The sequence below is a fragment of the Allobosea sp. genome, from assembly GCF_017308075.1.
In the GTDB taxonomy this organism is placed as follows: Bacteria; Pseudomonadota; Alphaproteobacteria; order Rhizobiales; family Beijerinckiaceae; genus Allobosea.
The window spans coordinates 1-22,140 of sequence record NZ_JAFKFX010000046.1 but is presented as its reverse complement, the minus strand read 5'-3'; the positions used below and the strand labels follow the sequence as shown (position 1 = coordinate 22,140).

General features: G+C 67.9%; 24 protein-coding genes and 1 pseudogene. All 25 read left to right on the top strand.

Annotated features, from left to right (window positions below):
- The first annotated feature begins 6 nt into the window (after window positions 1–6).
- Window positions 7–480, top strand: a complete 474-nt coding sequence (locus J0J10_RS23290; RefSeq protein ID WP_291649585.1) for a hypothetical protein — start codon at window positions 7–9, stop codon at window positions 478–480.
- 23 nt (window positions 481–503) lie between these two features.
- Window positions 504–851, top strand: a complete 348-nt coding sequence (locus J0J10_RS23285) for a DUF2730 family protein (protein WP_291649670.1) — start codon at window positions 504–506, stop codon at window positions 849–851.
- A 2-nt stretch (window positions 852–853) separates the two neighbouring features.
- Window positions 854–1,147 carry a VpaChn25_0724 family phage protein gene (locus tag J0J10_RS23280; RefSeq protein ID WP_291649583.1) on the top strand — a complete coding sequence of 98 codons (294 nt, stop codon included), beginning with the start codon at window positions 854–856 and terminating at the stop codon, window positions 1,145–1,147.
- Between the two features lie 2 nt (window positions 1,148–1,149).
- Window positions 1,150–1,713, top strand: coding sequence for a phage protein Gp27 family protein (locus J0J10_RS23275; protein WP_291649581.1), 564 nt, complete (start codon window positions 1,150–1,152; stop codon window positions 1,711–1,713).
- Window positions 1,710–3,068, top strand: a complete 1,359-nt coding sequence (locus J0J10_RS23270; RefSeq protein WP_291649578.1) for a terminase large subunit domain-containing protein — start codon at window positions 1,710–1,712, stop codon at window positions 3,066–3,068. Before J0J10_RS23275 ends, J0J10_RS23270 begins: the two co-directional genes overlap by 4 nt.
- Window positions 3,068–4,627, top strand: a complete 1,560-nt coding sequence (locus J0J10_RS23265; RefSeq protein ID WP_291649576.1) for a DUF935 domain-containing protein — start codon at window positions 3,068–3,070, stop codon at window positions 4,625–4,627. Before J0J10_RS23270 ends, J0J10_RS23265 begins: the two co-directional genes overlap by 1 nt.
- A 3-nt stretch (window positions 4,628–4,630) precedes the next feature.
- Entirely contained in the window at window positions 4,631–5,425 is a 795-nt protein-coding gene (locus J0J10_RS23260; RefSeq protein ID WP_291649575.1) for a phage head morphogenesis protein, read from the top strand.
- A gap of 318 nt (window positions 5,426–5,743) precedes the next feature.
- Window positions 5,744–6,787 (top strand): phage protease, encoded by a 1,044-nt coding sequence (locus J0J10_RS23255; RefSeq protein WP_291649574.1) that lies wholly within the window; start codon window positions 5,744–5,746, stop codon window positions 6,785–6,787.
- On the top strand, window positions 6,787–7,233 hold the full coding sequence (locus J0J10_RS23250) for a hypothetical protein (RefSeq protein WP_291649573.1): 447 nt from the start codon (window positions 6,787–6,789) through the stop codon (window positions 7,231–7,233). Before J0J10_RS23255 ends, J0J10_RS23250 begins: the two co-directional genes overlap by 1 nt.
- Window positions 7,234–7,268: 35 nt before the next feature.
- Window positions 7,269–8,162 carry a Mu-like prophage major head subunit gpT family protein gene (locus tag J0J10_RS23245; RefSeq protein ID WP_291649571.1) on the top strand — a complete coding sequence of 298 codons (894 nt, stop codon included), beginning with the start codon at window positions 7,269–7,271 and terminating at the stop codon, window positions 8,160–8,162.
- Between the two features lie 110 nt (window positions 8,163–8,272).
- Window positions 8,273–8,518: an HI1506-related protein gene (locus J0J10_RS23240; RefSeq protein ID WP_291649570.1), complete on the top strand. Its 246-nt coding sequence runs from the start codon at window positions 8,273–8,275 to the stop codon at window positions 8,516–8,518.
- 191 nt (window positions 8,519–8,709) lie between these two features.
- On the top strand, window positions 8,710–9,138 hold the full coding sequence (locus J0J10_RS23235) for a gp436 family protein (RefSeq protein ID WP_291649567.1): 429 nt from the start codon (window positions 8,710–8,712) through the stop codon (window positions 9,136–9,138).
- On the top strand, window positions 9,138–9,725 hold the full coding sequence (locus J0J10_RS23230) for a phage virion morphogenesis protein (RefSeq protein ID WP_291649565.1): 588 nt from the start codon (window positions 9,138–9,140) through the stop codon (window positions 9,723–9,725). The genes J0J10_RS23235 and J0J10_RS23230 overlap by 1 nt, the downstream gene beginning before the upstream one ends.
- Complete coding sequence (locus J0J10_RS23225; RefSeq protein ID WP_291649562.1) at window positions 9,722–10,147, top strand: phage tail terminator protein; 426 nt, start codon at window positions 9,722–9,724, stop codon at window positions 10,145–10,147. Before J0J10_RS23230 ends, J0J10_RS23225 begins: the two co-directional genes overlap by 4 nt.
- On the top strand, window positions 10,147–10,341 hold the full coding sequence (locus J0J10_RS23220; RefSeq protein WP_291649557.1) for a hypothetical protein: 195 nt from the start codon (window positions 10,147–10,149) through the stop codon (window positions 10,339–10,341). The genes J0J10_RS23225 and J0J10_RS23220 overlap by 1 nt, the downstream gene beginning before the upstream one ends.
- Window positions 10,342–10,344: 3 nt before the next feature.
- Window positions 10,345–11,277: a phage tail tube protein gene (locus J0J10_RS23215; RefSeq protein ID WP_291649555.1), complete on the top strand. Its 933-nt coding sequence runs from the start codon at window positions 10,345–10,347 to the stop codon at window positions 11,275–11,277.
- 66 nt (window positions 11,278–11,343) lie between these two features.
- Window positions 11,344–11,709, top strand: coding sequence for a hypothetical protein (locus J0J10_RS23210; protein ID WP_291649553.1), 366 nt, complete (start codon window positions 11,344–11,346; stop codon window positions 11,707–11,709).
- Between the two features lie 158 nt (window positions 11,710–11,867).
- On the top strand, window positions 11,868–12,095 hold the full coding sequence (locus J0J10_RS23205; protein ID WP_366826084.1) for a hypothetical protein: 228 nt from the start codon (window positions 11,868–11,870) through the stop codon (window positions 12,093–12,095).
- Entirely contained in the window at window positions 12,092–16,003 is a 3,912-nt protein-coding gene (locus J0J10_RS23200; RefSeq protein WP_291649549.1) for a phage tail length tape measure family protein, read from the top strand. The genes J0J10_RS23205 and J0J10_RS23200 overlap by 4 nt, the downstream gene beginning before the upstream one ends.
- Window positions 16,000–16,422 carry a hypothetical protein gene (locus J0J10_RS23195; RefSeq protein WP_291649548.1) on the top strand — a complete coding sequence of 141 codons (423 nt, stop codon included), beginning with the start codon at window positions 16,000–16,002 and terminating at the stop codon, window positions 16,420–16,422. The genes J0J10_RS23200 and J0J10_RS23195 overlap by 4 nt, the downstream gene beginning before the upstream one ends.
- Window positions 16,419–16,940 (top strand): hypothetical protein, encoded by a 522-nt coding sequence (locus tag J0J10_RS23190; protein ID WP_291649547.1) that lies wholly within the window; start codon window positions 16,419–16,421, stop codon window positions 16,938–16,940. The genes J0J10_RS23195 and J0J10_RS23190 overlap by 4 nt, the downstream gene beginning before the upstream one ends.
- Window positions 16,937–17,374, top strand: coding sequence for an NlpC/P60 family protein (locus J0J10_RS23185; RefSeq protein WP_291649546.1), 438 nt, complete (start codon window positions 16,937–16,939; stop codon window positions 17,372–17,374). Before J0J10_RS23190 ends, J0J10_RS23185 begins: the two co-directional genes overlap by 4 nt.
- Window positions 17,371–20,340, top strand: coding sequence for a TipJ family phage tail tip protein (gene gpJ / locus J0J10_RS23180; protein ID WP_291649544.1), 2,970 nt, complete (start codon window positions 17,371–17,373; stop codon window positions 20,338–20,340). The genes J0J10_RS23185 and gpJ overlap by 4 nt, the downstream gene beginning before the upstream one ends.
- Before the next feature lie 2 nt (window positions 20,341–20,342).
- Window positions 20,343–20,792, top strand: a complete 450-nt coding sequence (locus J0J10_RS23175; RefSeq protein WP_291649542.1) for a hypothetical protein — start codon at window positions 20,343–20,345, stop codon at window positions 20,790–20,792.
- Window positions 20,792–22,140 (top strand): annotated as a pseudogene (locus tag J0J10_RS23170) (hypothetical protein); the annotation flags it as partial. The gene J0J10_RS23175 and the pseudogene J0J10_RS23170, both read left to right, overlap by 1 nt.

Genomic DNA, 22,140 nt, shown 5'->3' with positions numbered 1-22,140 from the left:
TCTCCGATGCCTCCTTTCCTATTCGCTATCACCCTCATGCTCGCGGCCGTCGCGGCGCCGGCAGTCGCGGCCGAGCCTTCCGCGCTCTCGCTCGGGCTCTCCTCCGTCATCGACTGGGCGGCGGCGGCCATCGCCACGGCCGTGGCCGGCTTCGTCGCGGCTGGTCTCAAGCGTCTGTTCGGCGTCACCATGGAGGCACGTCACCGCGATGCGCTGCATTCGGCGCTTTTGACGGGCGCGAGCCTTGCCCTCTCCATGGTTGCTGAATTCGTCGCCCAGGGGCTGACCCCGGCCGATGCCCGTGCCGCGGCACTCGAGTCCGGCGTCGACTATGTCCGTGAGTCCGTACCCGATGCGCTGAAGGCACTGAAACCGGCTGACGGGCTTCTGCTCGACATGGTCAGGGCCAAGGCCACGCAGCTGGAGCTGGCGGGCCGTCCGGCCCTGGTGCTCGAGGCGCCAGCGCAGCCTAAGCGCTGATCGGAGGGCGTCTCGTGGGTGACATGTTGACCTTCCTGCAGCAATACGGCGCCGCGTTGGCGCTGGTCGGCAACATCGTCGTCCTGGTGCTGGCGAGCAAGTTCGTCACTCGAGACGCTCATGCGGCTTCGCTGGTCGAGCGCGACGGGCGCATCAAGGTGCTGGCTGAGAAGGTGGACGCCGCCGAGGACCGCGTTGCGAAACTCGAAAGCGAGTTTCGTCACTTGCCGGATCGCCGGAGCGTGCATGGCATCGAACTCTCTCTGTCGGACCTGAAGGGCGAGCTGCGCGCCATGGGCGAGCAGTTGAAGCCGGTCGCCGCGATCTCAGATCGCCTTCAGGAATTTTTGCTGGAACAGGCGAAGCGATGAGCATGGATGCCCTTATCCGCCAGGAAGCTCGCCTCATCATCCTGCGCGCACTTGAGCAGGAGAGCGACGGCCGGCTCAATTCCGAGCTGCTGCGCCAAGCCCTGGAGCACTTTGGCATCACGCGCTCGCGTGACTGGGTCCATGACGAGCTCAACTGGCTGGCCAGCATGGGCGCGGTCGCGATCATCACGGCCAACACGGTTCGGGTGGCCACGCTAACCTCGAAGGGCTCAGATCATGTCCAGCGCCGCCTGGTGATCGAGGGCGTGAAGCGGCCGTCGCGCGTGGAGGCCTGATCATGGCCGAGCGCAGGCGCCTCAACTCTCTCGATCTCGTTCCCGACCACGCCCGTGACGACATCGTCTGGGCGATGGGCGAGATGAACCAGCGCCAGCGGACGCAGGCCGACATCCTGTTCGAGCTCAACGACAGGCTCGGCACGAAAGGGGTCGATCCAATCTCGGCGAGTGCGTTCTCGCGGGCGAGTGTGCGGCTGCGCAAGCGTGCCATGCAGCTCGACGAGCGGCGCACCATGTATGCCGGTCTCGCCGAGAAGCTGACGCCGGAGGAGATCGGCCAGCACGACATCATCCTTGCCGAGTTCCTGAAGACCCTGATCGACGAGCTGCTGGACGCCCCGGACATCACGCCGAAGCAGGCGCTCGAGCTGTCGCGGGCGCATAGGGAAACCGTGATGGCGCAGCGCGCGTCGGCCGACCATCGCCGGCGGACACAGGATGCCGAGCGCGAGAAGCTGGTGAAAGCGGCCGAGGATGCGATTGGAGCCGTCGAAAAGAGCGGCCGCGCCGTCGATGGCTCGGAGATCCTGCGCCTCATCCGCGAATCCTACGGCATGACATGAAGGTCGCGCCGCTCCTCTACGCATACCAGCGTCGCTGGATCTCCGATCCCGCCAGGTTCAAGATCGGTAAGTTCGCTCGCCAGACCGGCAAGACCTTCACGACCACGCTGGAGGTCGTGGACGATGCCTTCGCAGCTGCGATCGAAGGCCGCCGCACGCGCTGGGTTATTCTTTCGCGCGGCGAGCGCCAGGCCAAAGAGGCCATGAACGAAGGCATCAAACTGCATGCCAAGGCCTATGGGCTCGTCTTCACCGAAAACGACTTCGACTGGAAGAGCGAAGCCGGCCCGGCATTTCGGGCGATGGAGATCGACCTCCCGCATGGATCCCGCATCACGGCGCTGCCCGCGAACCCGGACACGGCGCGCGGCTTCTCGGCCAATGTCTTCCTGGACGAGTTCGCCTTCCATAAGGACTCGGGCGAGATCTGGAAGGCGCTGTTCCCGGTCATCTCTGCCGGGTGGAAACTGCGCGTCACCTCGACGCCGAACGGGAAATCCGGGAAGTTCTACGAGCTCGACACGGGCAAGGATGAGCTCTGGTCCCGCCACGTCGTCGACATCTACCAGGCCGTGGCGGACGGGCTCCCGCGCAATATCGACGAACTGCGCGCCGGTATTGCCGACGAGGACGCCTGGGCGCAGGAATACGAGCTCAAATATCTCGACGAGGCCAGCGCCTGGCTCTCCTATGAGCTGATCACCTCCTGCGAGGATCCCGGCGCCGGCGATCCGTCCGGCTACCAGGGCGGTCCGTGCTTCGTCGGCCGCGACATCGGTCGGCGCAACGACCTTCACGTCATCTTCGTCTGGGAGCAGGTCGGCGACGTCCTGTGGGAGCGCGAGCGCGTCGAGCAGAAGCGCGCGACCTTCGCCGACATGGACGAAGAGTTCGACCGGATCATGCGCACCTACCGGGTCGCGCGGGCCTGCATCGACCAGACCGGCATGGGCGAAAAGCCGGTAGAGGACGCCCAGCGCCGCTATGGCGGACGCATCGAGGGCGTGCTGTTCACCGGCCCGAACAAACTGATCATGGCGACGGCCGGCAAGGAACGCTTCGAGGACCGCACCGTGCGGATCAAGGAAGGCGACCCGGCTTTGCGCTCGGATCTGCACAAGCTGCGCAAGGTCGCCTCGGCCACCGGCGCGCCGCGTTTCGTCGCCGAGCGCGACGACGACCATGCCGACCGGACCTGGGCGGCGTTTCTCGGCATCAACGCGGCCGGCGGCCCTGTCGAATACGGCTACAAGCCCGTTCCGATCGCAGCATCCCGCTTCGACGAGCGCGCCGCCGGCGATGACGAGGCGCCTTATCGCTTGAGCTCGGCCCGGCGGCGGAGAGGAATCTTCTGATGGCAACGCTCCTGGATGCCTCCGGCCGGCCCATCGACACCTCGGCGCTGAAGCGCGAGCAGGGTGCGCCCTCCGTCACCAGCGTGCGCCAGCCCTATTCCGGCGGACATCCGGCCGCGGGCCTCACGCCGGGCCGCTTGGCGCGCATTCTCCGAGATTCGATCGACGGCGACCCGATGCGCTATCTCGAGCTCGCCGAGGATATGGAGGAGCGTGACCTGCACTATGCCGGTGTGCTCGGCATCCGGAAGCGCCAGGTCGCCGGTCTCGATATTTCGGTCGAAGCCGCCAGTGACCAGCCCGAAGACATCGCCGCGGCCGACCTCGTCCGGGAGGTCATCGGCCGCGACTGCTTCGCCGACGAGCTCATCGACATCCTGGATGCCATCGGCAAGGGCTTCTCCGCGACGGAGATCATCTGGGACACCTCCGAGGGCCAGTGGCGGCCGACGGCTCTGCGCTGGCGCGATCCGCGCTTCTTCGAGTTCGCCCGCAACGATGGCGAGACGTTGCTCCTGCGCGAGAATGGGCCACCGCAGCCGCTGAAGCCGTTCGGCTGGATCACCCATGTCGCCAAGGCGAAATCAGGCCTGCCGATCCGCGGCGGCCTGGCGCGGGCAGCCGCATGGGCGTTCCTGTTCAAGGCCTTCACGGTGAAGGACTGGGCGATCTTCGCCGAGGCCTACGGCCAGCCGCTGCGGCTCGGCAAATACGATGGCGGCGCGACCGAGGCCGATAAGGAGGTGCTGCTGCGCGCCGTCTCCAACATCGGTGTCGACTATGCCGCGATCGTGCCGGCCGGCATGGCGGTCGAGATCGTCGAGAGCAAGATTTCTGGTAGCCATGAGCTCTACGAGAAGCGCGCGAACTGGCTGGACCAGCAGGTTTCCAAGGCGGTGCTGGGACAGACGCAGACCACTGACGCCACCGCCGGTGGTTATGCGACTGCCCGTGTGCATGATGGCGTGCGTGAGGATATCGAGACGGCCGATGCTCGTCAGGTCGCCGCGACACTGAACCGGGATCTCGCGCGGCCGGTGGTCGATCTCAACCTCGGACCCCGGCGCGCCTATCCGAAGATCAAGATCAGTCGGCCCGACCAGGCCGACGTTGAGAAGCTCGTCGCCAACGTCGCCAAGCTGGTTCCGCTAGGTCTGAAGGTCGGCATGTCGACGATGCGCGACAAGCTCGGCCTGCCGGATCCGGAGGCGGATGAAGAGCTTCTGGGCAAGCCCGCTGCGGCGTTCGATCCAGAATTGCCGCCGGCACGGCCGCCCGTGCCGGTGCGGACGGCACTTCAGTCGCAGCAGTCGCAGGTAGCGACCGACGCCATCGATCGCGCCGTGGCCAGCATCCTCGCAGACGAGGGCTGGGAAAGCCTGGTCGGCCCGATCGTCGCCGATATCGAGATGAAACTCGCCGGCGCGCAGGATCTGAGCGAGATCCGCGCGATCATGATGGCCCATATCGAGCAGATGGACGTCGGCGTCCTGGCGGACAAGCTCGCCCAGGCCGCCTTCGCCGCCCGCCTCGCAGGCGAGGTCGACGATGGGCTGTAGCCGGTGACGATCGCGCTCAAGCCTTTGCCGCCGCGAGACGCGATCGCGGCGCTGCGGGCGCGCAGGAAGCGGCTGGAGCCCAGCTTCGCCTGGCAGGACGTCTGGCAGGATATCCACGCGACGATGTCCACCGTCGCGAAGAGTGCCGGCTTCGACATCCTTGCCGATATCTTCGACGGGATCGAGGCGGCTCTCTCCGAGGGCGAACTGGAGGCAGATTTCCAGAAGCGTCTGCGGCCGATCCTTCAGGCGAAGGGCTGGTGGGGCAAGGCGCCCGCGCTCGACCCGGATACCGGCGAGACCGAGCTCGCCGAACTCGGCTCGGTTCGACGCCTGCGCACCATCTTTGACGTCAACATGCGCGTCTCCTACGCAGCCGGGCACTGGGCTAATTTTGAGCGGAACAAGGCGGCCCGCCCCTGGCTTCGCTATGTCGCGATCCTGGACGGTCGCGCCAGGCCCGAGCATGCAGCCAGGCACAATCTCTGCCTGCCCGTCGACCATCCTTATTGGAACCGCTGGGCGCCACCCTGTGGCTGGGGCTGCCGCTGCACCCTGCAGTCGCTCTCGGACCGCGACGTCGAGCGGATGCGTTCGAAGCTCAGATTCGAGCCGCCGGACGACGTCGATCGCGACTGGACCAATAAGCGGACCGGGGAGGTCGTCAGGGTGCCGGCCGGGATCGATCCGGGCTGGGCGCATAACCCGGGCAAGGCCGGCTGGCAGGCGACGATCGCGGCCGAAAAACTCGCGGCCAGCGAGGCCGCCCTGAGAGCCGCGCTGGGACCGCCATCCTGAGCGACCTTCAGGATGGATCGCTCCCGGTGGAAGAGCCATTTAAGCGCCCCGGACCGAGCCGATGACCCCGAGCCTCATAAATGGCCGCTGGCGGCCGTTCGCCTCGAACCGGTGTCTGGGCATCGGCGTGTCGCTCGTTGCCGCCCAGGCGTTTGAATGGTGTTTCAAATTCGATCCTGCGTGGAGGGGTGCGCCACGATTGCGCGCCATGGCATCGTCGTCGTAGCCTGACGGTGTTTGCAGCGCTTCGCGGGCGCATGTCTCCGGCTGACAGATGTCAGCCCCTCCGGTGCTTCACCGAGCGGCCATGGTCCGCTCATGACCCGCGCCGCCCTTGCCATTGCAGCCCATGCCGCCACGCTTTCCGTCGAGAGCGCCGAGGGCGCGAGCGCGTGGGTGCAGCTGCTGCCCATCGGTAGCTTCCAGAGCCGCGACGGTCGCTACAACGCCCATCGCCTTGCCGATCGTGGCGCGATGACCGCCGTCATCGCCGCGACACTGAAGCGCGCCGGCGCGACCGAGATCGTCGTCGATTACGACCATCAGACCGTCTATGCGGCCCGGCCCGAAGTCGGCGGCACGGCGATCGCGGCCGGCTGGATCAAGCAGATCGAGGCGCGCGACGACGGCATCTGGGGCAGCGTCGCCTGGACTGCGGCCGCCGCCGCGAAGATTCGCGCCGGCGAGTACCGCTACCTCTCGCCCGTCTACAGTTTCGATGCGGCCACAGGCGATGTCGGCGTGATCATCTCCGCCGCGCTCACCAACTCGCCGAACCTCGATCTCGCGGTTGTCACCGCGAGCGCGCTTGCTCTCAACCCCACCACCGGAGCCCCCATGAAATCCATCGCGAAGGCGCTCGGCCTGGCCGAGGACGCCGACGAGACGGCGGTGCTCGCCGCCGTCACCACCCTGCAGGGCGATCGTGCCGCCGTGGCAACCGCCGCGGGTCTCGCCACGAACGCCGCGACTGCCGCGATCGTGACCGCGATCCAGGCGGCGACGCCGGATCCGGCCAAGTTCGTCCCGGCCGATCAGGTCGCGACGATGCAGACCCAGCTCGCGCAACTGCAGGCCGGCATCGCCACCGACAAGGCGGAGACCGCCGTCCAGGCGGCGATGACGGCCGGGAAGCTGGCGCCGGGGCTGAAAGAGTGGGGGCTGGCGCTCGCCAAGAGCGATCCGGCTGCCTTCGCCGAGTTTGTGGCCAAGCAGGCGACGGTGGTCACGCCCGGCGGGCAGGACCTGCCGAAGAAAAGTCCCGGCGCGACCTCGCTCAGCGATGGCGATCGCGCCGTCATGAGCGCTCTCGGCCTCACCGAGGAGCAGATGCTGGCCTCGAAGAAGACGGAGACCGAGTGATGCTGGCTGCCGATCGAAACACCCCGCGCCTGCAGGGTGACGTACTCGAGCAGGGGCTCGCAGCTACGGTCGCCGTCTTCGCCGGCGCAATCGTCATGCGCAATGCCGCCGGCTACCTGACCAAGGGCGCCACCGCCACCGGCTCGGTCGGCGTCGGCCGGGCCGAGGAGCGCAAGACCGGCGGCGCCAACGCCGGCGACGAGAAGCTGCGGGTCCGTCCCGGCATCTACCGCTTCAAAAACAGCACCTCGGCAGACGCGATCACCGTCGCCGAGATCGGCGACGTCTGCTTCATCGTCGACGACGAGCAGGTCGCCAAGACGAACGGGACCAACACCCGTTCCCCCGCCGGCTTCGTCCGCGACGTCGACGCCCAGGGCGTCTGGGTCGAGTTCGACGAGGTCAAGACCCGCATCTTCGTCGAAGGCATCGCCAACCCCGTCTGACGCCAGACGGCCGGCCCGCAACCAGGAACCTACTGATGCTCGTCAACGCCGCCAATCTCGCGAGCCTTCGCGTCGGCTTCAAAGCCAATTTCCAGCGTGGGCTCGGCCAGGCGACATCGCAGCGCGCGATCGTCGCCACCATGGTCTCGTCCAGCCTCAAGGAGCAGAAATACGGCTGGCTCGGGAAGATCCCGAACGTCCGGGAATGGCTCGGGCCGCGCGCCGTCCAGAACCTCGAGCAGCACGACTACTCCATCAAGGAGAAGAAGTGGGAGCTCACCGTCGCCGTCGACAAGGACGACATCGAGACGGACAACCTCGGCATCTATGCGCCGATGTTCGAGGAGATGGGCCAGTCCACCGGCTCGCACTGGGACCAGCTGGTGTTCAACCTGCTCAAGGCCGGCTTCACCACGACCTGCTACGACGGCCAGTACTACTTCGACACGGACCATCCCGTGCTCGACGCGGCCGGCACCCCGCAGTCCGTCGCCAACACCGATGGCGGCTCAGGCACGCCCTGGTTCCTGATCTGCGGAAATCGCCCGCTGAAGCCGGTCATCCTGCAGACGCGCAAGGATTTCGGCTTCACCTCGAAGGACTCCCCGACCGACGACAACGTCTTCGACAACAACGAATTCGTCTACGGCTCGGATGCGCGCGGCAATGTCGGCTTCGGCTTCTGGCAGTTCGCCTGGGGCTCGAAGCAGACGCTCAACGCCGCGAACTACGCCATCGCGCGCGCCGCGATCTCCGGCATGAAGGGCGACTACGGACGCCCGCTCGGCCTGATGCCGACCCATCTCATCGTGCCGCCGGGCCTCGAAGGCGCGGCCCGCAAGCTGCTCAACAGCGAGAACGCCGCCGACGGCGAGACCAACGAGTGGAAGGGCACGGCCGAACTCGTCGTCGTGCCCTGGCTCGCCTGATCCGGATCTCCCGGACAGGCATCTGAATACCCGAGCGCGCCGGCCGACAGGCGCGATGCGAAGGGGAGCTGCAGCGGCCGGGCGGCTCCCCCACCATTTCGAGGATCACCATGACGAAATCGCGCACTGCGCCTGCCGACGCCCCGGCCGCGGACCCCCAGCCGGAGCAGCCGACGATATCTCGCTTCGGTTTGCCCGAGACGATCATCATCACCTCCCGCGTCGACGGCTTCCGCCGCGCCGGCCTGGCCCATCCCGCCCAGCCGGTTTCGCACCGGACGGCCGATTTCACAGACGAGCAGCTGCTGCAGCTCGGTAACGAGCCGAACCTCGTCATCGTGCCGAAGGCCGACTGAGCACCGATTCCAAGCGAAAGGCTCCGTGGGCAACGGCGGGCGGATGCGGTGTGGATGACCTGAAGCCGCAGGAAGAGCCGTCCGTGTCGGGAGAGCTGAGTAGGCGTCCCGGGCGCGAACCCGGCGCAGCGAGAGGGACTGCTTGCCCTTCGAGGCGGTGAGAAGCCGCCACCTCATTTCAGCAGGATGACATGGCTTACGCGACCAAACAGGACCTGATCGACCGTTTCGGTGAGCTGGAGCTGATCCAGCTTACCGATCGCACGATCCCGCCGGTCGCGATCGACGATGATGTCATGGCGCGCTCTCTGGGCGATGCCGCAGCCACAATCGACTCCTATCTTGGCAAGGTCTATGCGCTGCCGCTCGCCGCAGTGCCGCCGGTGCTCGTCAAGGTCGGCTGCGATCTCGCCCGCTATTTCCTCTATGGCCACCGGGCCGACAAGGATGGTGGCGTCGAGCGCGCCTATCTTCAGGCGATCGGCTGGCTGAAGGATGTGAGCCGCGGCCTGGTCTCGCTCGATGTCGGCGGCGCGGTGCCAGCCCAGGCCGGTGGCGGCTCCATCAGGGCCGAAGGGCCGGAGCGTGTCTTCAGCCGCGACAGCCTGCGGGGGCTGTGATGGCGGGCGTCAGCATCACCGTCGACGATGCGGCCGTGATCTCGGCCCTCGATCGGATCATCCAGGCCGGCGGCGAGCCGCCCATGGACAAAATCGGCTCCCATCTTCTCTTCTCGACGCAGCGGCGCTTCGAGGCGCAGGCTGGCCCGGGCGGCGTGCCCTGGCAGCGCCATGCGCGATCCACCCTGGCGAAGATGCCGGCGGCGAGGCGGGCGGCCCCGCAGCTTCTGCGCAATCGTGGCCGGCTCTATGACAGCATGGTCTACGAGGCGACCGCCGATACCGTCGAAGTCGGCACCAATGTGAAAACGGCCCGCGCGCATCAGCTCGGTGTCGATATCGAGCGGCCGGCGCGGACGCAGACGATCTATCGCAAATTCAACGCCAAGACCGGCAAGTTCGACCCGAAGTTCATCAAGCGCAAGCGCAAGCAGGCGGTCGCGACAGAGGTCGCGGTCGGCGCTCATGTGATCAGGATCCCGGCCCGTCCGTTCCTCGGCTTCGACGACGACGATCGCCGCGAGGTCCTCGCCATCGTCGACGATGCGCTGCGCGAGATCCCCGGCGTTGAGGGAGTAAGCCCGTGAACGCCGACGAGATCATCGCCCGGCTGCGCACGATGGCGAATTCGCCGTTCGCCGTCGTCGACGGCGCGGCCGCCCTGGCGGCGATCGCCGACGCGCCGCTGGCCATGCCGGCAGCCTATGTCGCGATCGTCGACGAGCGCAGCGAGCCGAACCGCTATTTCGGCAATGCGGTCGGCCAACAGACCGGCTGCCAGCTCGCGGTGATCATCTACACCCGCAACGTTGCCGACCATGTCGGTGCCGCGGCGGCCTCCGAGATCGGCGCCCTCAAGAAGGCGGTACGTCGCGGCCTGGTCGGCTGGAAGCCGGCCTCGGCCGAGATGCTGACCCATGTCGCCGGCGAGCTCGTTCGCGCCCGTGGCGGCGTCGTCGTCTGGCAGGAAACTTTCGAGACCACCTACGAACTGACGGAGGGCCTGTGATGGGCGTGAGACAGGGCGGGCGCTATCGCGTCGACCCCGCGACCGGCGAGCGCCGGCGCATCGAAGACGAACTGGCGACCATCCCGGCGCCGGTCGCGGCGAAGCCCGAGATCCCGTCGCCGCAGGCGGAGACCGCGGCTGAGACCAATCCTTCGCGCGCACGGGCGCGCGAGTCGAAGAAGAGCGAGGAGTGATCCATGGCGAGGCTGTGGCGCGACCAGGTCATCCTGGCGAAGAAGGGGGCGACGTACGGCACGGATTCGGTGCCCGCCGCGGCGACCGACGCGATGCTGGCGACGGTCGACATCACCATCGAGCCGCTGGCCGGCCAGGAGGTGCAGCGCGATCTGGCGCGGCCCTTCCTCGGTCACCAGGGCGTCGAATTCGTCGGCACCCATGTTCGGTGCGAGTTCTCGATCGAGCTTGCCGGCTCGGGCACAGCCGGAACCGCGCCGGCTTATGGCGTGCTGCTGCGCGCCTGCGGCCTCGCCGAGACCATCGTTCCGGCCACCTCGGTCGCCTATGAGCCGGTTTCGTCGTCGCCGGAATGGGTCGACATCTACATGGTGCTCGCCGGCGTCCGTCATGCGCTCGTCGGCGCGCGCGGAACCTTCGCGCTCGATATCGCGCCCTCGCAGATCCCGCGCCTGCGCTTCACCTTCCTCGGCCTGCTCGGCACGATCGCCGATGCAGTCGTGACCGGTGCAGACGTCAGCGCCTTCCAGCGTCCGCGCCCGGCGAGCAAGGCCAACACGCCGGTTGCGACCATCCACGGCCTCTCGGCGCCGGTCGAGAGCTTCCAGTTCACGCTCGGCAACCAGGTGGAGCCGCGCATGCTGATCAACCACGAGTCGATCGAGATCGTCGATCGTCAGAGCGTGGGTTCGGCGGTGCTCGAAGCGAAGAGCCTGGCCACGAAGGACTGGTTCGCGATCGCCCAGGCTCGAACCCGCGGCGCAGTCGCGATCCAGCAGGGAACTGCGGCCGGCAACATCGTCTCGCTCTCGGCCGCGGCCGTCGAGATCGGCAGGCCGAGCTACGGGCAGTCCCAGCAGATCGTCAACAACACCCTGCCGCTGATGTTCTGCTCGGTCACCGGCGACGACGAGTTCGCACTGACCTTCACCTGATCGGCGGCCGGTGCCGCCCGGCCTCCGCCTCTCTTTCAAAGCCGCTTCAAAACGAGGTTACAGCCCATGTTCGTCGTCACCGACCAGCACAGCTTCGAACGCACCGTCACGGTGAAGATGCCGAGCTCCGAGAGACCCGACGCGATCGTCGAGCAGAGCTTCCGCATGACCTTTCTGGCGGTCGACCAGGACGAGGCCCGGCGCTGGGATGATGAGCAGGCGGCACGTTCGCCGGAAGAGCGACGCGCCCATGAGCACGACTTCCTCGTCCAGGTTGCGAAGGGCTGGGCTGACATCGTCGACGCGGGCCAGCAGCCGATCCCTTTCAGCGGGCAGGCTCTGCGCCAGCTGCTGAAGCGCGCCTGGTTCGAGCGCGCTGTCTACGAGGCCTATCGGGCCGGGATGGCGGCGGAACCTCGCCTGGGAAACTGAAGGACGCGGCGCGAGCCTGGGCGCGCCACGCCAGCGGCCGGATCTATCGGCGTCCGGCATCGGACTCAGATCCGGCCATCCAGGCCCAGCTAGCGATCCTCGGCGTGCGTGTCCCGGCCGAGGCAGCGTCTCTCCCTCCCGAAGAGGATGTGACCCGCGTGTGGTCGTGCAATTGGCCAGCTCTGACCCTTCTCGCCGCCTGTGCGACCGCCTGGCGCACGGCCGAGGTCGTGGCCGGCGATCGGATGATCACGATCTATCAGGGCCTCAGCTACGCGGATGCCGACGTGATCATCCGCCGCGGCGGCCATGAGGCCGTCGCCTTCTCCGATCTGCAGGCGATGGAAGCGGCGGCGCTGCCCGTGCTCAACGGGGCTGGCGCATGACCCTTCAGCTCGCTCTCAAGCTCACAGCGGATGCGACCTCACTCCGGCAGGAGGCCTCGGCCGCCCGCAAGGAAATCGATGCGGTCGGCAAGGAAGCCCGTTCCAGCGCTGCCGATCTTGAAGCGCTCGGCAAGGGGCTCGATCGCGCCGGCGCAGAAGCGTCGGGGCTGAATTCCGGCGCGGCCGCCGCCCGCAAGGAAGTGGACGCGCTTGGTAGGGAGGCCCGCGAGGCCGCCGGCGCGGTCGACGCCCTCGGAAACAAGCTGGACGCCGCTGCTGCCGCGGGCCGCCGGGCTACGGATGCTCTGGGAAAGGTGCCGACGCCCGCCGCTGGTCTGACACCGAATCCGATGCGGCCTAGCCCTACGCCGGCGCCTGCGCCCAGCCCGACACCTCCCGCGCCGGCGCAGCGCAACAATGTCGTACCGCTGAGGCCCGATCAGCGCGCCAACCTGATGTACCAGGCCAACGACGTGGCGCAGTCGCTGGCGCTCGGCCTGTCGCCGCTGCAGGTCGCTCTGCAGCAGGGCCCGCAGATCATCCAGATCTATGGCGGCGTCCGTCAGACGCTCTCGGCCGCGACCGCGGTGCTGACGCCGCTGCGCCTTGGCCTCGGCGGCGTCTCGGCTGCACTGCTCGTCGGGGCGAGCGCCTGGAACAGCTATCTGCAGTCGACCAAGGCGGTCGAGACGGCGCTCGCCGGCATCGGCCGCGGTTCTGGCGCCACCGCCAGCCAGATCGAGCGCATCGCCACCGAGGGCGCCGCGGCGGCGAACATCTCGGTGAGCTCGGCCCGATCGATGTCGACCGAGCTGCTGCGCACCGGCAAGATCGGCGTCGAGAGCTTCTCCGGCATCATCGGCATGTCGAAGAATTTCGCGGCGACGATCGGCACCGATGTCGATGCGGCCAAGGGGATTTTGGCCGAAATCTTCGCCGATCCGGCCAAGGGCGCCGAGCAGCTCTTCAGCCGTTACCGCCTGATCGATTCGGCGACGATGCGTTATGTCCAGCAGCTCGTCGCGCAGAACCGCGAGGAGGAAGCCCGCCTCGTTCTGATCGCGAAATTGCCTGACCGCCTTGCCAGCGCGGAAAAGAGCATGACGGCGTTCGGCCGCGCCGTTGCTGCAGCCGGCAAGGTCGCCAACGACGGCTGGAATGCTCTCGGCCGTACAATCGACCGCGCCATGTCCGGCCCGACGCGCGGCGAGCAGATTGAACGCCTCGAGGGCCTCCTGAAATTCGGGCCTGATCGCCACAAGGCCCGGTGGGAACGCGAGCTGGCAGAATTGCGGGCGGCCGAGAAGGCCGAGGCTGATCGCGCTGCCGCGAATGCTGAGGCCCAGCGCAGCGACAACGCCGGCAACAAGGCGTTTGATCTCGCGAAGGGCTCCCCGGTCAACGAGCGGGCCAAGCGCCTCGCCGAGTTGAAAGATCAGCTCAAGGTGCTGGAGGATGGCCGCGCCGCTCCGAACCTCGAGCCCCACGAAATCGCTCAGATCGAATTTTCGATCGAAGCGACGAAGCGCGCGATCGACGGCCTGCGGGAGTATCGCACGGAGGCGGAGAAAAAGCAGGCGCTCGACCGCATCGACGCCCAGATCGCCCAGACGCGCGACCCGGTCACCCGGGCCGAGCTGGCCGCACAACGCGAGAAGATCGCGCTCTCGGGCGAAGTGGTGACCGGCGCGATGGCCGAGGCGGCCGCCGAGCAGGCCCGGACGCGTGCCCTGCAGGAGGCGATCGGCGCAGCCCGCACCCGTGCTGCCGACCTCGGCGATCAGGCCAAGGCCCAGCGCAACGCGACCGCGGCCGTCGCCGGCGGCGCCAGCCAGGCCGATGCCGAGCGCCAGATGCGTCTCGAGCTCGAGCTGCGTCCGCTGCTGGCCGCCGCCGCGAAGGCCGAGGGCGAGGAGAAGCGCGTGCTCCTCGAGCGGATCGAAGCGCTGAAGCGCGGCTATGCCGACCTTGCCGTCGCCGAGAAGGAAGCGGCCGGCCAGCGCCTGGTTTCCGACCAGGAGCAGCAGCTGGAGCGCCTGCGCGCCGAGATCGCCGTCGTCGGCGAGAGCGCGGAGACGCAGCGCAAGGTGATCGCGCTCGTCGCCGCCGAGCAGAAGATCCGCGAGCAGGGGCTGACCGGCGATCTGGCCGCCCGGTACCGGACCAATGAGGCCACGAAGGCGGAAGCCACGGCCAGCCTGGAGCGGCAGAAGGCCGCCTACAGCGAGCTGCAATCGGCCGGCTCGCGCGCGCTGGACACGCTCGGCGAGAAGCTGCTGCAGGGCCGCGAGGGTTGGAAGGACATGGGCTCGGTCGCCAAGAGCGTCGCCCAGGACCTGCTCTCGACGCTGATGAAGCTCGCGGTTCTCAACCCTCTCAAGAACGCGCTGTTTGGCACCAACAACCCGACCATTTCCGAGGCCGGAGGGATCGGCGGGCTGTTCAGCTGGCTGTTTGGCGGCGGCAAGGGCCTGGGAGCGGCCAACGAAAACGCCAAGGTCAGTATCGCCAGCTCGGCGACGCAGTCGGTGAGCAGCTCGGCAAAGCAGATCGCCTCGAGCTTCGGTGGCATCAGGCCGTCATCCGAGATGTCGGCAATGCTGGCATCGACGGCCGGAAAATACGGCATCGACCCCAACCAGTTCGCGACGCTCGCCCGCATTGAAAGTGGCTTTAACCCGGCCGCGACCAACGGCAAGCACGCCGGCCTCTTCCAGTTCGCGCCCTCGACCGGGCTGCAATACGGGCTCGGTGGTGCGGCGCGTTTCGACGCGTCCGCCTCGGCCGACGCAGCCGCGCGGCTCTGGCGCGACAATGCCGCGGCGCTGAGGCCCGTGCTCGGCCGCGACGCCATGGGCTGGGAGACCTATGTCGCGCACCAGCAGGGAATCGGCGGGGCGAAGGCTCTCTTTGCCAATCCGAATATGCGCGCGACCGATGCGCTGAACAGCCTGTCCTATTACCGCGACCGGCCGGGCCTGGCGGCGCAGGCGATCACCGGCAATGGCGGCCGGGCCGATATGACCTCGACGCAGTTCCTCGACGTCTGGAAGCAGAAATTCGAGGCGATGGGCGGCTCGCTCGATGCGGTAACCAAGGGCGGCGAGGCGGCAGGCAAGGCGCTCGAAGCCGTGCAGCCCGCCGTGAAGGACGTTTCAAGCGCGCTTTCAGGATCGGCGAGTGCTCTCGCCGGCGCCGGCGGCAAGATCGAGGTCTCAGCCGAAAAGATTGCGGGCGGCTCCTCTGGTGGCGGCATCCTCGAGACCTTGCTCGGCGGCATCGGCAAGCTCGTCTCGGGCATCGCCTCGACGATCGGAAGCGTGCTGCAATCGGTCCTGGGCGGCCTCGGCGGCCTGTTGAAGGGCGGTGGCGGATTGCTCAGTTCGCTCTTCGGTGCCGGCGCGCCGACGATCTCGTCGGGTACCGGCGGGCTCTATCATGTCGGCGGCATCGTCGGCGCCGCCGCGCCGTCTTCGCGACCGATCAACATCGCCGACTGGGTCGGCGCGCCGCGGCTGCACACCGGCGCCCTGCTTCCCGGCGAGCGGCGCACCATCCTGCGCGACGGTGAAGGTGTCTTCACCCCCGAGCAGATGAACAACGCCGAGGGCATCCTGGCGGCAGCGCTGAAGCCGCGGGAGGTCAGGCTCGTCGTCGACAACACCATGCGCAGCTCGACGGCGCTGCCGGGAGCCGGCGAAAGCTCCCGCCGCACCACCAATGTCCAGGTCTTCAATAATGGCCGGCCGGTCGATGTGGCCGCCGAAGAGGAGGATGGACCGGACGGCCGCCGGATGCGGCTGTGGATCGACGAGCAGACCGCCGAAGCGGCGGGCCGGCCTGGCTCACATACGGGCGAGGCGCTGCGGGCTCGCTTCGGCGTCGGATCGCGGCGGATCCGGCGATGAGCGTGCCGATCTTTCCCGAAGAGCTGCTGCAGCCGACGCGGACCGGCTATGAGCGCGCGCTTGGCGACGCACGTATCTGGATGCCGACCGAAGCCGCTGTCGCCAAGCCGGTGCGCGCTGCCTCGCTTACGGCGCAGGAGATCGCGCTCGTGCTCGACCTCACACGCGACCAGGCCGCGCGCTTCGACCGGTTCTGGGCCGAGGAGACCGGGCGCGGCACACTGCCCTTCGTGATGCAGGATCCCACGCTGGACGGCTATCCGCTCGGGACCGCTGACGGCCTGCCGCTCCTCGATGCCAGCGGCCGGCCGATCCTGATCGCGGCCTGGTGGCTTTGCATGTTTGGCCGATCGGCGCCGCGCGAGCGCATCATCGGCATCCGCTACCAGCGCGCCGTCAGCCTGATGGTGCTGCCATGAGCCGGCGCGTCTCCCTCAATTATCGCCGCGCGCTGGGCGACCCGGTCTCGGACGAGGTCCAGTGCGTGCTGATCCTGATAACCCATGAGGATCTGGACTTCGACGTGCGCCTCTGCAGCGATCCGGCCGAGCGCATCTCGATCGAGCCCCTTGTCTACGGTACGCGCTCGAGCTGGCTCAATCCGAACGGCGAGCCCTGGCTCTACGCCATCATGAGCGCCGTCATCCCGGATGATCGCGCCGAGGCGCCCCCGGCAGCGGAGATCGTGCTCGCCAACGTCGACAGCCGCATCATCGAGGCGCTGCGCAGCACCACGACGCCGGCGCGCTTCGATATCGCGGTCGTGCTCGCCAGCGCGCCTGACCTGGTCGAGTTCGAGGCGCTGGATTTCAGCCTGGCGAGCGTCCCTTACGACGCCGCCGAGATCACCCTCTCCATTTCGCGGGAGAGCGAGGAGGGCGAGTACTGGCCCGCCCAGCGCATGACCCGCGATCGCCTGCCGGGGTTGTTCAAATGACGCGCCACTGGAGCCATGACCTTGTCGGCATACCATATCGCGACGGCGGTCGCGATGGCGGCGGCCATGATTGCTGGGGCCTGTGCCGGCTCGCCTACGCCTACGTCGCCGGCATCGAGCTCCCAGCCTATGACGCGGTGCCATGTGCCGGCGAGATGGCCGAAACGGCGGCTCTGGTCGACGCAGTGGCCGACGGGCAGAACTGGATCGAGGTCGCCCTCGGCGAGGCGAGATCTCTCGACGTCCTGGTCTTCCGCCGCGGCCGCACCGATCGTCATCTCGGCCTGGTGCTCGGCGCGGCCGCGCCTGGGCGCATGCTGCACATGGTCGAAGGCGGATCGAGCGTCGTCGCGAGCTGGTCGAGCGGTGTCTGGCGCTGGCGGCTGATCGGCATCCGGCGCCACCGCGAGTTGCTCGGCCGAGGCTTCGCATGAACGCCGCGGTCCATCTCATCGCCCAGCCGGTGACCGATCCCGGCAGCGCCCGCGTCTCGATCGAGGCCCCGCAGGGCCTGACCCTGGCCGAGATGGTCGATCTCGCCATGCCGGGCCTGCCTGAAAGCGCGCTCGCGCGGCTGCGAGTCAGCATCGCCGGCCCGCGTGGCGCCTGGGTGATCGAGCGTGCCAACTGGCGCCTTGTCAGGCCGGCGGCCGGCATGACCGTCGTGGTCCGACTTGTCCCGGGTAAAGGCAACGTCGGCACGATCCTGTCGGTGGTGGTCACCGTCGCGGCCGTCGCCCTCGGCCAGTACTGGGCGCTGCCACTGGCCAGTGCGCTTCAGATCAGCGCGGGCGTGGCGGGGGCACTGATCACCGCTGGCGTCGGTATCGGCGGCAATCTCCTGCTGCAGGCGCTTTTCCCCTCGCGAAAGGACGCGTCCGGAGCCAAGCCGCACTACACCGTCGAGGGGTTTCGCAACTCGCTCAATCCGGATGGCGACGTGCCGATGGTGCTGGGCGAGCATCGTTTCGCGCCGCCCTTCGCCATGACGCCTTACACAACGGTCATTGGCGACGATCAGTACGCCTATCTCCTGCTGATCGTCGGGCTCGGCCCCCATGCCATTCGCAACATCAAGATCGGCGACACCCCGATCGCAGAGTTCTCGGATGTTGCGGTCGAGATCCGCGAGGGGCTCGAAAGCGACCTGCCTCACACGCTGATTACCAGCCAGGTGGTCGAAGAGCGCGTCGGCGTCGTGCTGACCGGGCCGTCCAAGCCAGAAACCCGCGCAACGCCGCGCGATATCACCCGCGTCGAGCTCGACCTGCATTTTCCGGCCGGAATGGTCTGGCGAAAGACTGATGGCACCGAGCGGCTTTGGTATTTCGATGTCCGCGTCGAGCAGCGGCTTGCCGGCACAGACACTTGGCAACTCGTCGAGCAGCTCACCATCTGGGCCAAGCAGACCTATCCGTTCTTCCGCACCGTCGCCTGGGACGTCCCGGTGCGCGGCCAGTACGAGATCCAGGTCGCACGGCTCACCTCCGAGTCGACCACCAGCCTGGTGACCGACAAATGCGTCTGGTACGCGCTGCGCGGTTTCCGCCCTGAATATCCGCTCGCCTTCGACCAGCCCGTCGCGTCGATCGCGATGCGGATCAAGGTCACGAACCAGCTGAACGGCGGCATCGACAACATCAACTGCGTCGCCGCGCCCCTCTGTCCCGATTGGGACGCCGGGACCGGCACCTGGATCACCCGCGAGACGCGCAATCCCGCCTCGCTCGCGCTCTATGTCAGGCGAGGCCCGGGCGCGGCCAAGCCACGGGCCCACGCACAGTTCCACTGGCACGAATACGAGGCCTGGCACGACTTCTGTCGGCTGAAAGGTCTGGCCTATGATCGCGTCCACGACACGGCCGCTGCGATACGTGAGGTTGAAGCCGAGGTCGCCGCAGCCGGCCGAGCCGCCATTCGCGACGACGGCCGCGCCTTCGGCGTCATCATCGACCGGCCGCAGAGCATCATCGTCGACCACCTCTCCGAGGTGAACAGCTCGGCCTTCAGAGGTGAGATCACCTATCTGCGGCCACCGGACGGCTTCAGGGTCAAATTCCCCGACCGATCGCGCGACTATGAGAGCGCCGAGCGGATCATCCCCTGGCCGGGCCATTCCGGGCCCATCCGCCTGACGGAGGAACTGCAGCTCCCCGGCATCGTCGATCCGGATCAGGTCTGGATCGCGGCGCGCCGGCGCCAATACGAGCTGACCTACCGCCGCGAGCGCTGGACGCGCGAGCAGGACGGGCTGCTGCGCCAGGCGACGCGCGGCGACCTCGTCGCGATGAGCCACAAGCTGCTGGACGCCACCAGCGCCGCAGCTTTCGTCTCCAGCGTCACTGACATGCTGATCATGCTGGATACCGACGTCGAGCTGGATCCGGACGTGACTTACGGAATCCAGTTCCGGACCGGACAGACCGAGGGCTCGCTTGGCGAGGTGGTGACCCGCGAGATCTCGGCCCCGCCGGGGCCGACGCGCGCGCTGCGCCTGGTCGGCCCCGGGCCGGTGCCCTCGGCCCGTGACCATGTTGCGATCGGGCCTCTCGCGCAGGTCACCGTCGAAGCCCTGGTCCATTCGGTCGAGAATGCCGGCCGCATGCGGACAAGGCTGACGCTGCTGCCGGCAGCGCCGATTATCGACGAGCTCACCGATCTCGAGGTGCCGCCGGCCTGGGACGGCCGCGTCGGCGCCGAGGTGCCCGGGAGCACCAATCCGCCCCCCGCGCCGATCGTCATCGCCGTCAGTGCCGGCGGCGATACGACCGGCACACCCGGCCGGATCGTGGTGCAACTGCGGGCGGCCGAAAGCGCGATCGCGGTCGTGCGCTTCGAGGTGCAGCATCTCCTCAACGGCGCGCCAGGATGGAGTGGCCCCGCGAGCGGCCTAGCCGGCGCCGGCACAGTCGCCTTCGGTGGGTATGCAGCCGGTGACGTGGTCCATCTCCAGGCCCGCTCGATCTCCAGCGCCGGCATTCCGAGCGACTGGACCGCGGTGATCACCGTGACCGTTGGCGATGATGAGGATGCGCTCGCGCCGCCGGTCTCGCTGACGGCAGAGGCGGTCCCTGACGCGATCCAGCTGACCGCGACCGCCGGCGACGACGACCTGACCTACCGCATCAGCTTCTGGCAGATGCCGGCCGGTGCGCCCTGGGCCGGCACCGAAGCGGCCACGCTCGCCGGCAGTCGGCTCTGCGAGGCGTCCGGCACACGCTCGATCCGGCACGCGACGGTCTTCGGCGCCTGGGACTACCGCGTCACCACCGAGGATTTTGAGTGCAACGTCTCGGCGCCGTTCGGCCCCGTCGCCGTCACCGGCGGCCAGGCCGCCCGCGGTGCCGGCGCCGGCAACCTGCGCGGCGCCGGCGCCAGAAACATCAGAGGAGCGGGATAGCGATGGCGATCCTCAACACCAGCGACCTTGCAGCCGCGGCGGCGCTTGCGGGCGCAGACAAGATCGACGTCTTTCAGGGCGGCAGCAATGTGCCGAAATCAGCCGATCTTGGGGGACTGGCAAACTTCGTCCTGCAGCGCCGCCAGCTCGTCGCCCTGGCCGACGACACGGCCATCGAGATCAGTCTCGGCGCCGCCGTACCCGGATTCCTGGTCTATTTCGGCGATGTCGCCGGCACGCCGCGCGGCATCTGCTGGATGCGCTGCGCCTCCTCGCCGGCGATCGCCGATCTCATCAAGACCGGCACGGTCAACTTCTCGACCTCGGCGCTAGGCGGCATGACCGGCGCCGATGGCGTCCTCAATCTCGCAGCCCGCAACGGCTCCTTCATCGTCGAGAACCGCACCGGCGGGCTGATCAATCTCTCCACGCTCTTTCTCAGGGGTGAATAATGGCCGATCCCGTCCGCTCCACAAATCTGCCCGCGGTTTCGTCAGCGATCGAGCTCGTTGTGAACTACGAGCTCGGCCCATCTCGCGCTACCGGCCGAATGCCAATCGCAAGCGCGCGCCAATTGCTCATGGCCGCGGTCGCGCCGCCGGTCGCGTTCGTCTCCGAGCTTACGCTCAACTGGCCGGCGGGCGTGGAGACTCGTGTGTATGGCGAGGCCAACCCCTCGTCCAACGGCGTCTACCTCAAGACCGGCGCAAGCGGCGCAGGCAGTTGGACCCGCATCGGCGCGCTGCCGGCCGAGGACGGAGGCGTCCTTGGAGCGGTTGCGGGCGAAGTCGTGACTGCACGGGCGGGCGCACCGTCGCTTGCAGACCGCTTTCACACGATCGATGTGGGCTTGGGAGCGGTTGAGAGCGAAGTCGTGACTGCACGGGCGGGCTCGCCGTCGCTTACAGACCGCTTTCACACGATCGATGTGGGCTTGATCACCTCGATCGATGAAACCGCAACCTTTCAGCCTGTCGGCAACCCCGCGACGCCAGTGGCCGCGGCTGCGATGAGCCATACGGTCTTCGCCTTCCCGGATCCGATCGGCAAGGACGGGCCTCTGAGCCGGTTCCGCGGCGTCGGGCTCAACGGCGGCGGGCTGGTCCGGATCAAACAGGGCAGCATTGTCGGCAACACCTTCACGCAGGTCGGACCTGATCTGCCGGTGCCGGTGGCGGCCGGCGAGTTCGACCTTGACGCCAAGGCGCTCGGCTACTTTCCGCTTCAGGCGGGGCTCTGCCTGGCCATTTTGCCCGGCGATGCATCTGCGCGCTATCTCGGCTCGACCAACGCTACCGGCTCTGTCGCTGCGACGCCGGTCCTCAGCGCGACGCCGGGTTCCGGCGATCAGACGTCGTTCACCGGCACGCTGGTCACGAATGCGCGTCTGGAGATGCAATTCGAGGTCGGCGCCCCGGCCGAGCGTGGCTCGCTCGGTCGTGTCGCACAGGCGGCGTCCGTCACCGGCGCCGCGCTTGAACTGCTGTCCTCGACGCAGCGCATCGGCTGTCCCGGCACGCCGGCATCGGCCCCGAACCTCAACACCGGCACCTACGTCTTCGGCGACGCGGTCTCGGCCTCTGGCTATCTCGTCGGTCTCGCGCTCTATTCCACAGATGCGTCGACCATCCGCCTGAAGCGCTTCACCAAGGCCGGGGATGTCTTCACGCAGGTCGGCGCGGACACGCTGGCGCGCGTCGCCGTGGGGCTCAACATCCTGACCATGGCCGATATCGGCGTCATGCCGGTGAGCGCCGGCGAGTATCTCGGCTGGTTCGGGCCGTCGCTGGTGCGAACTGC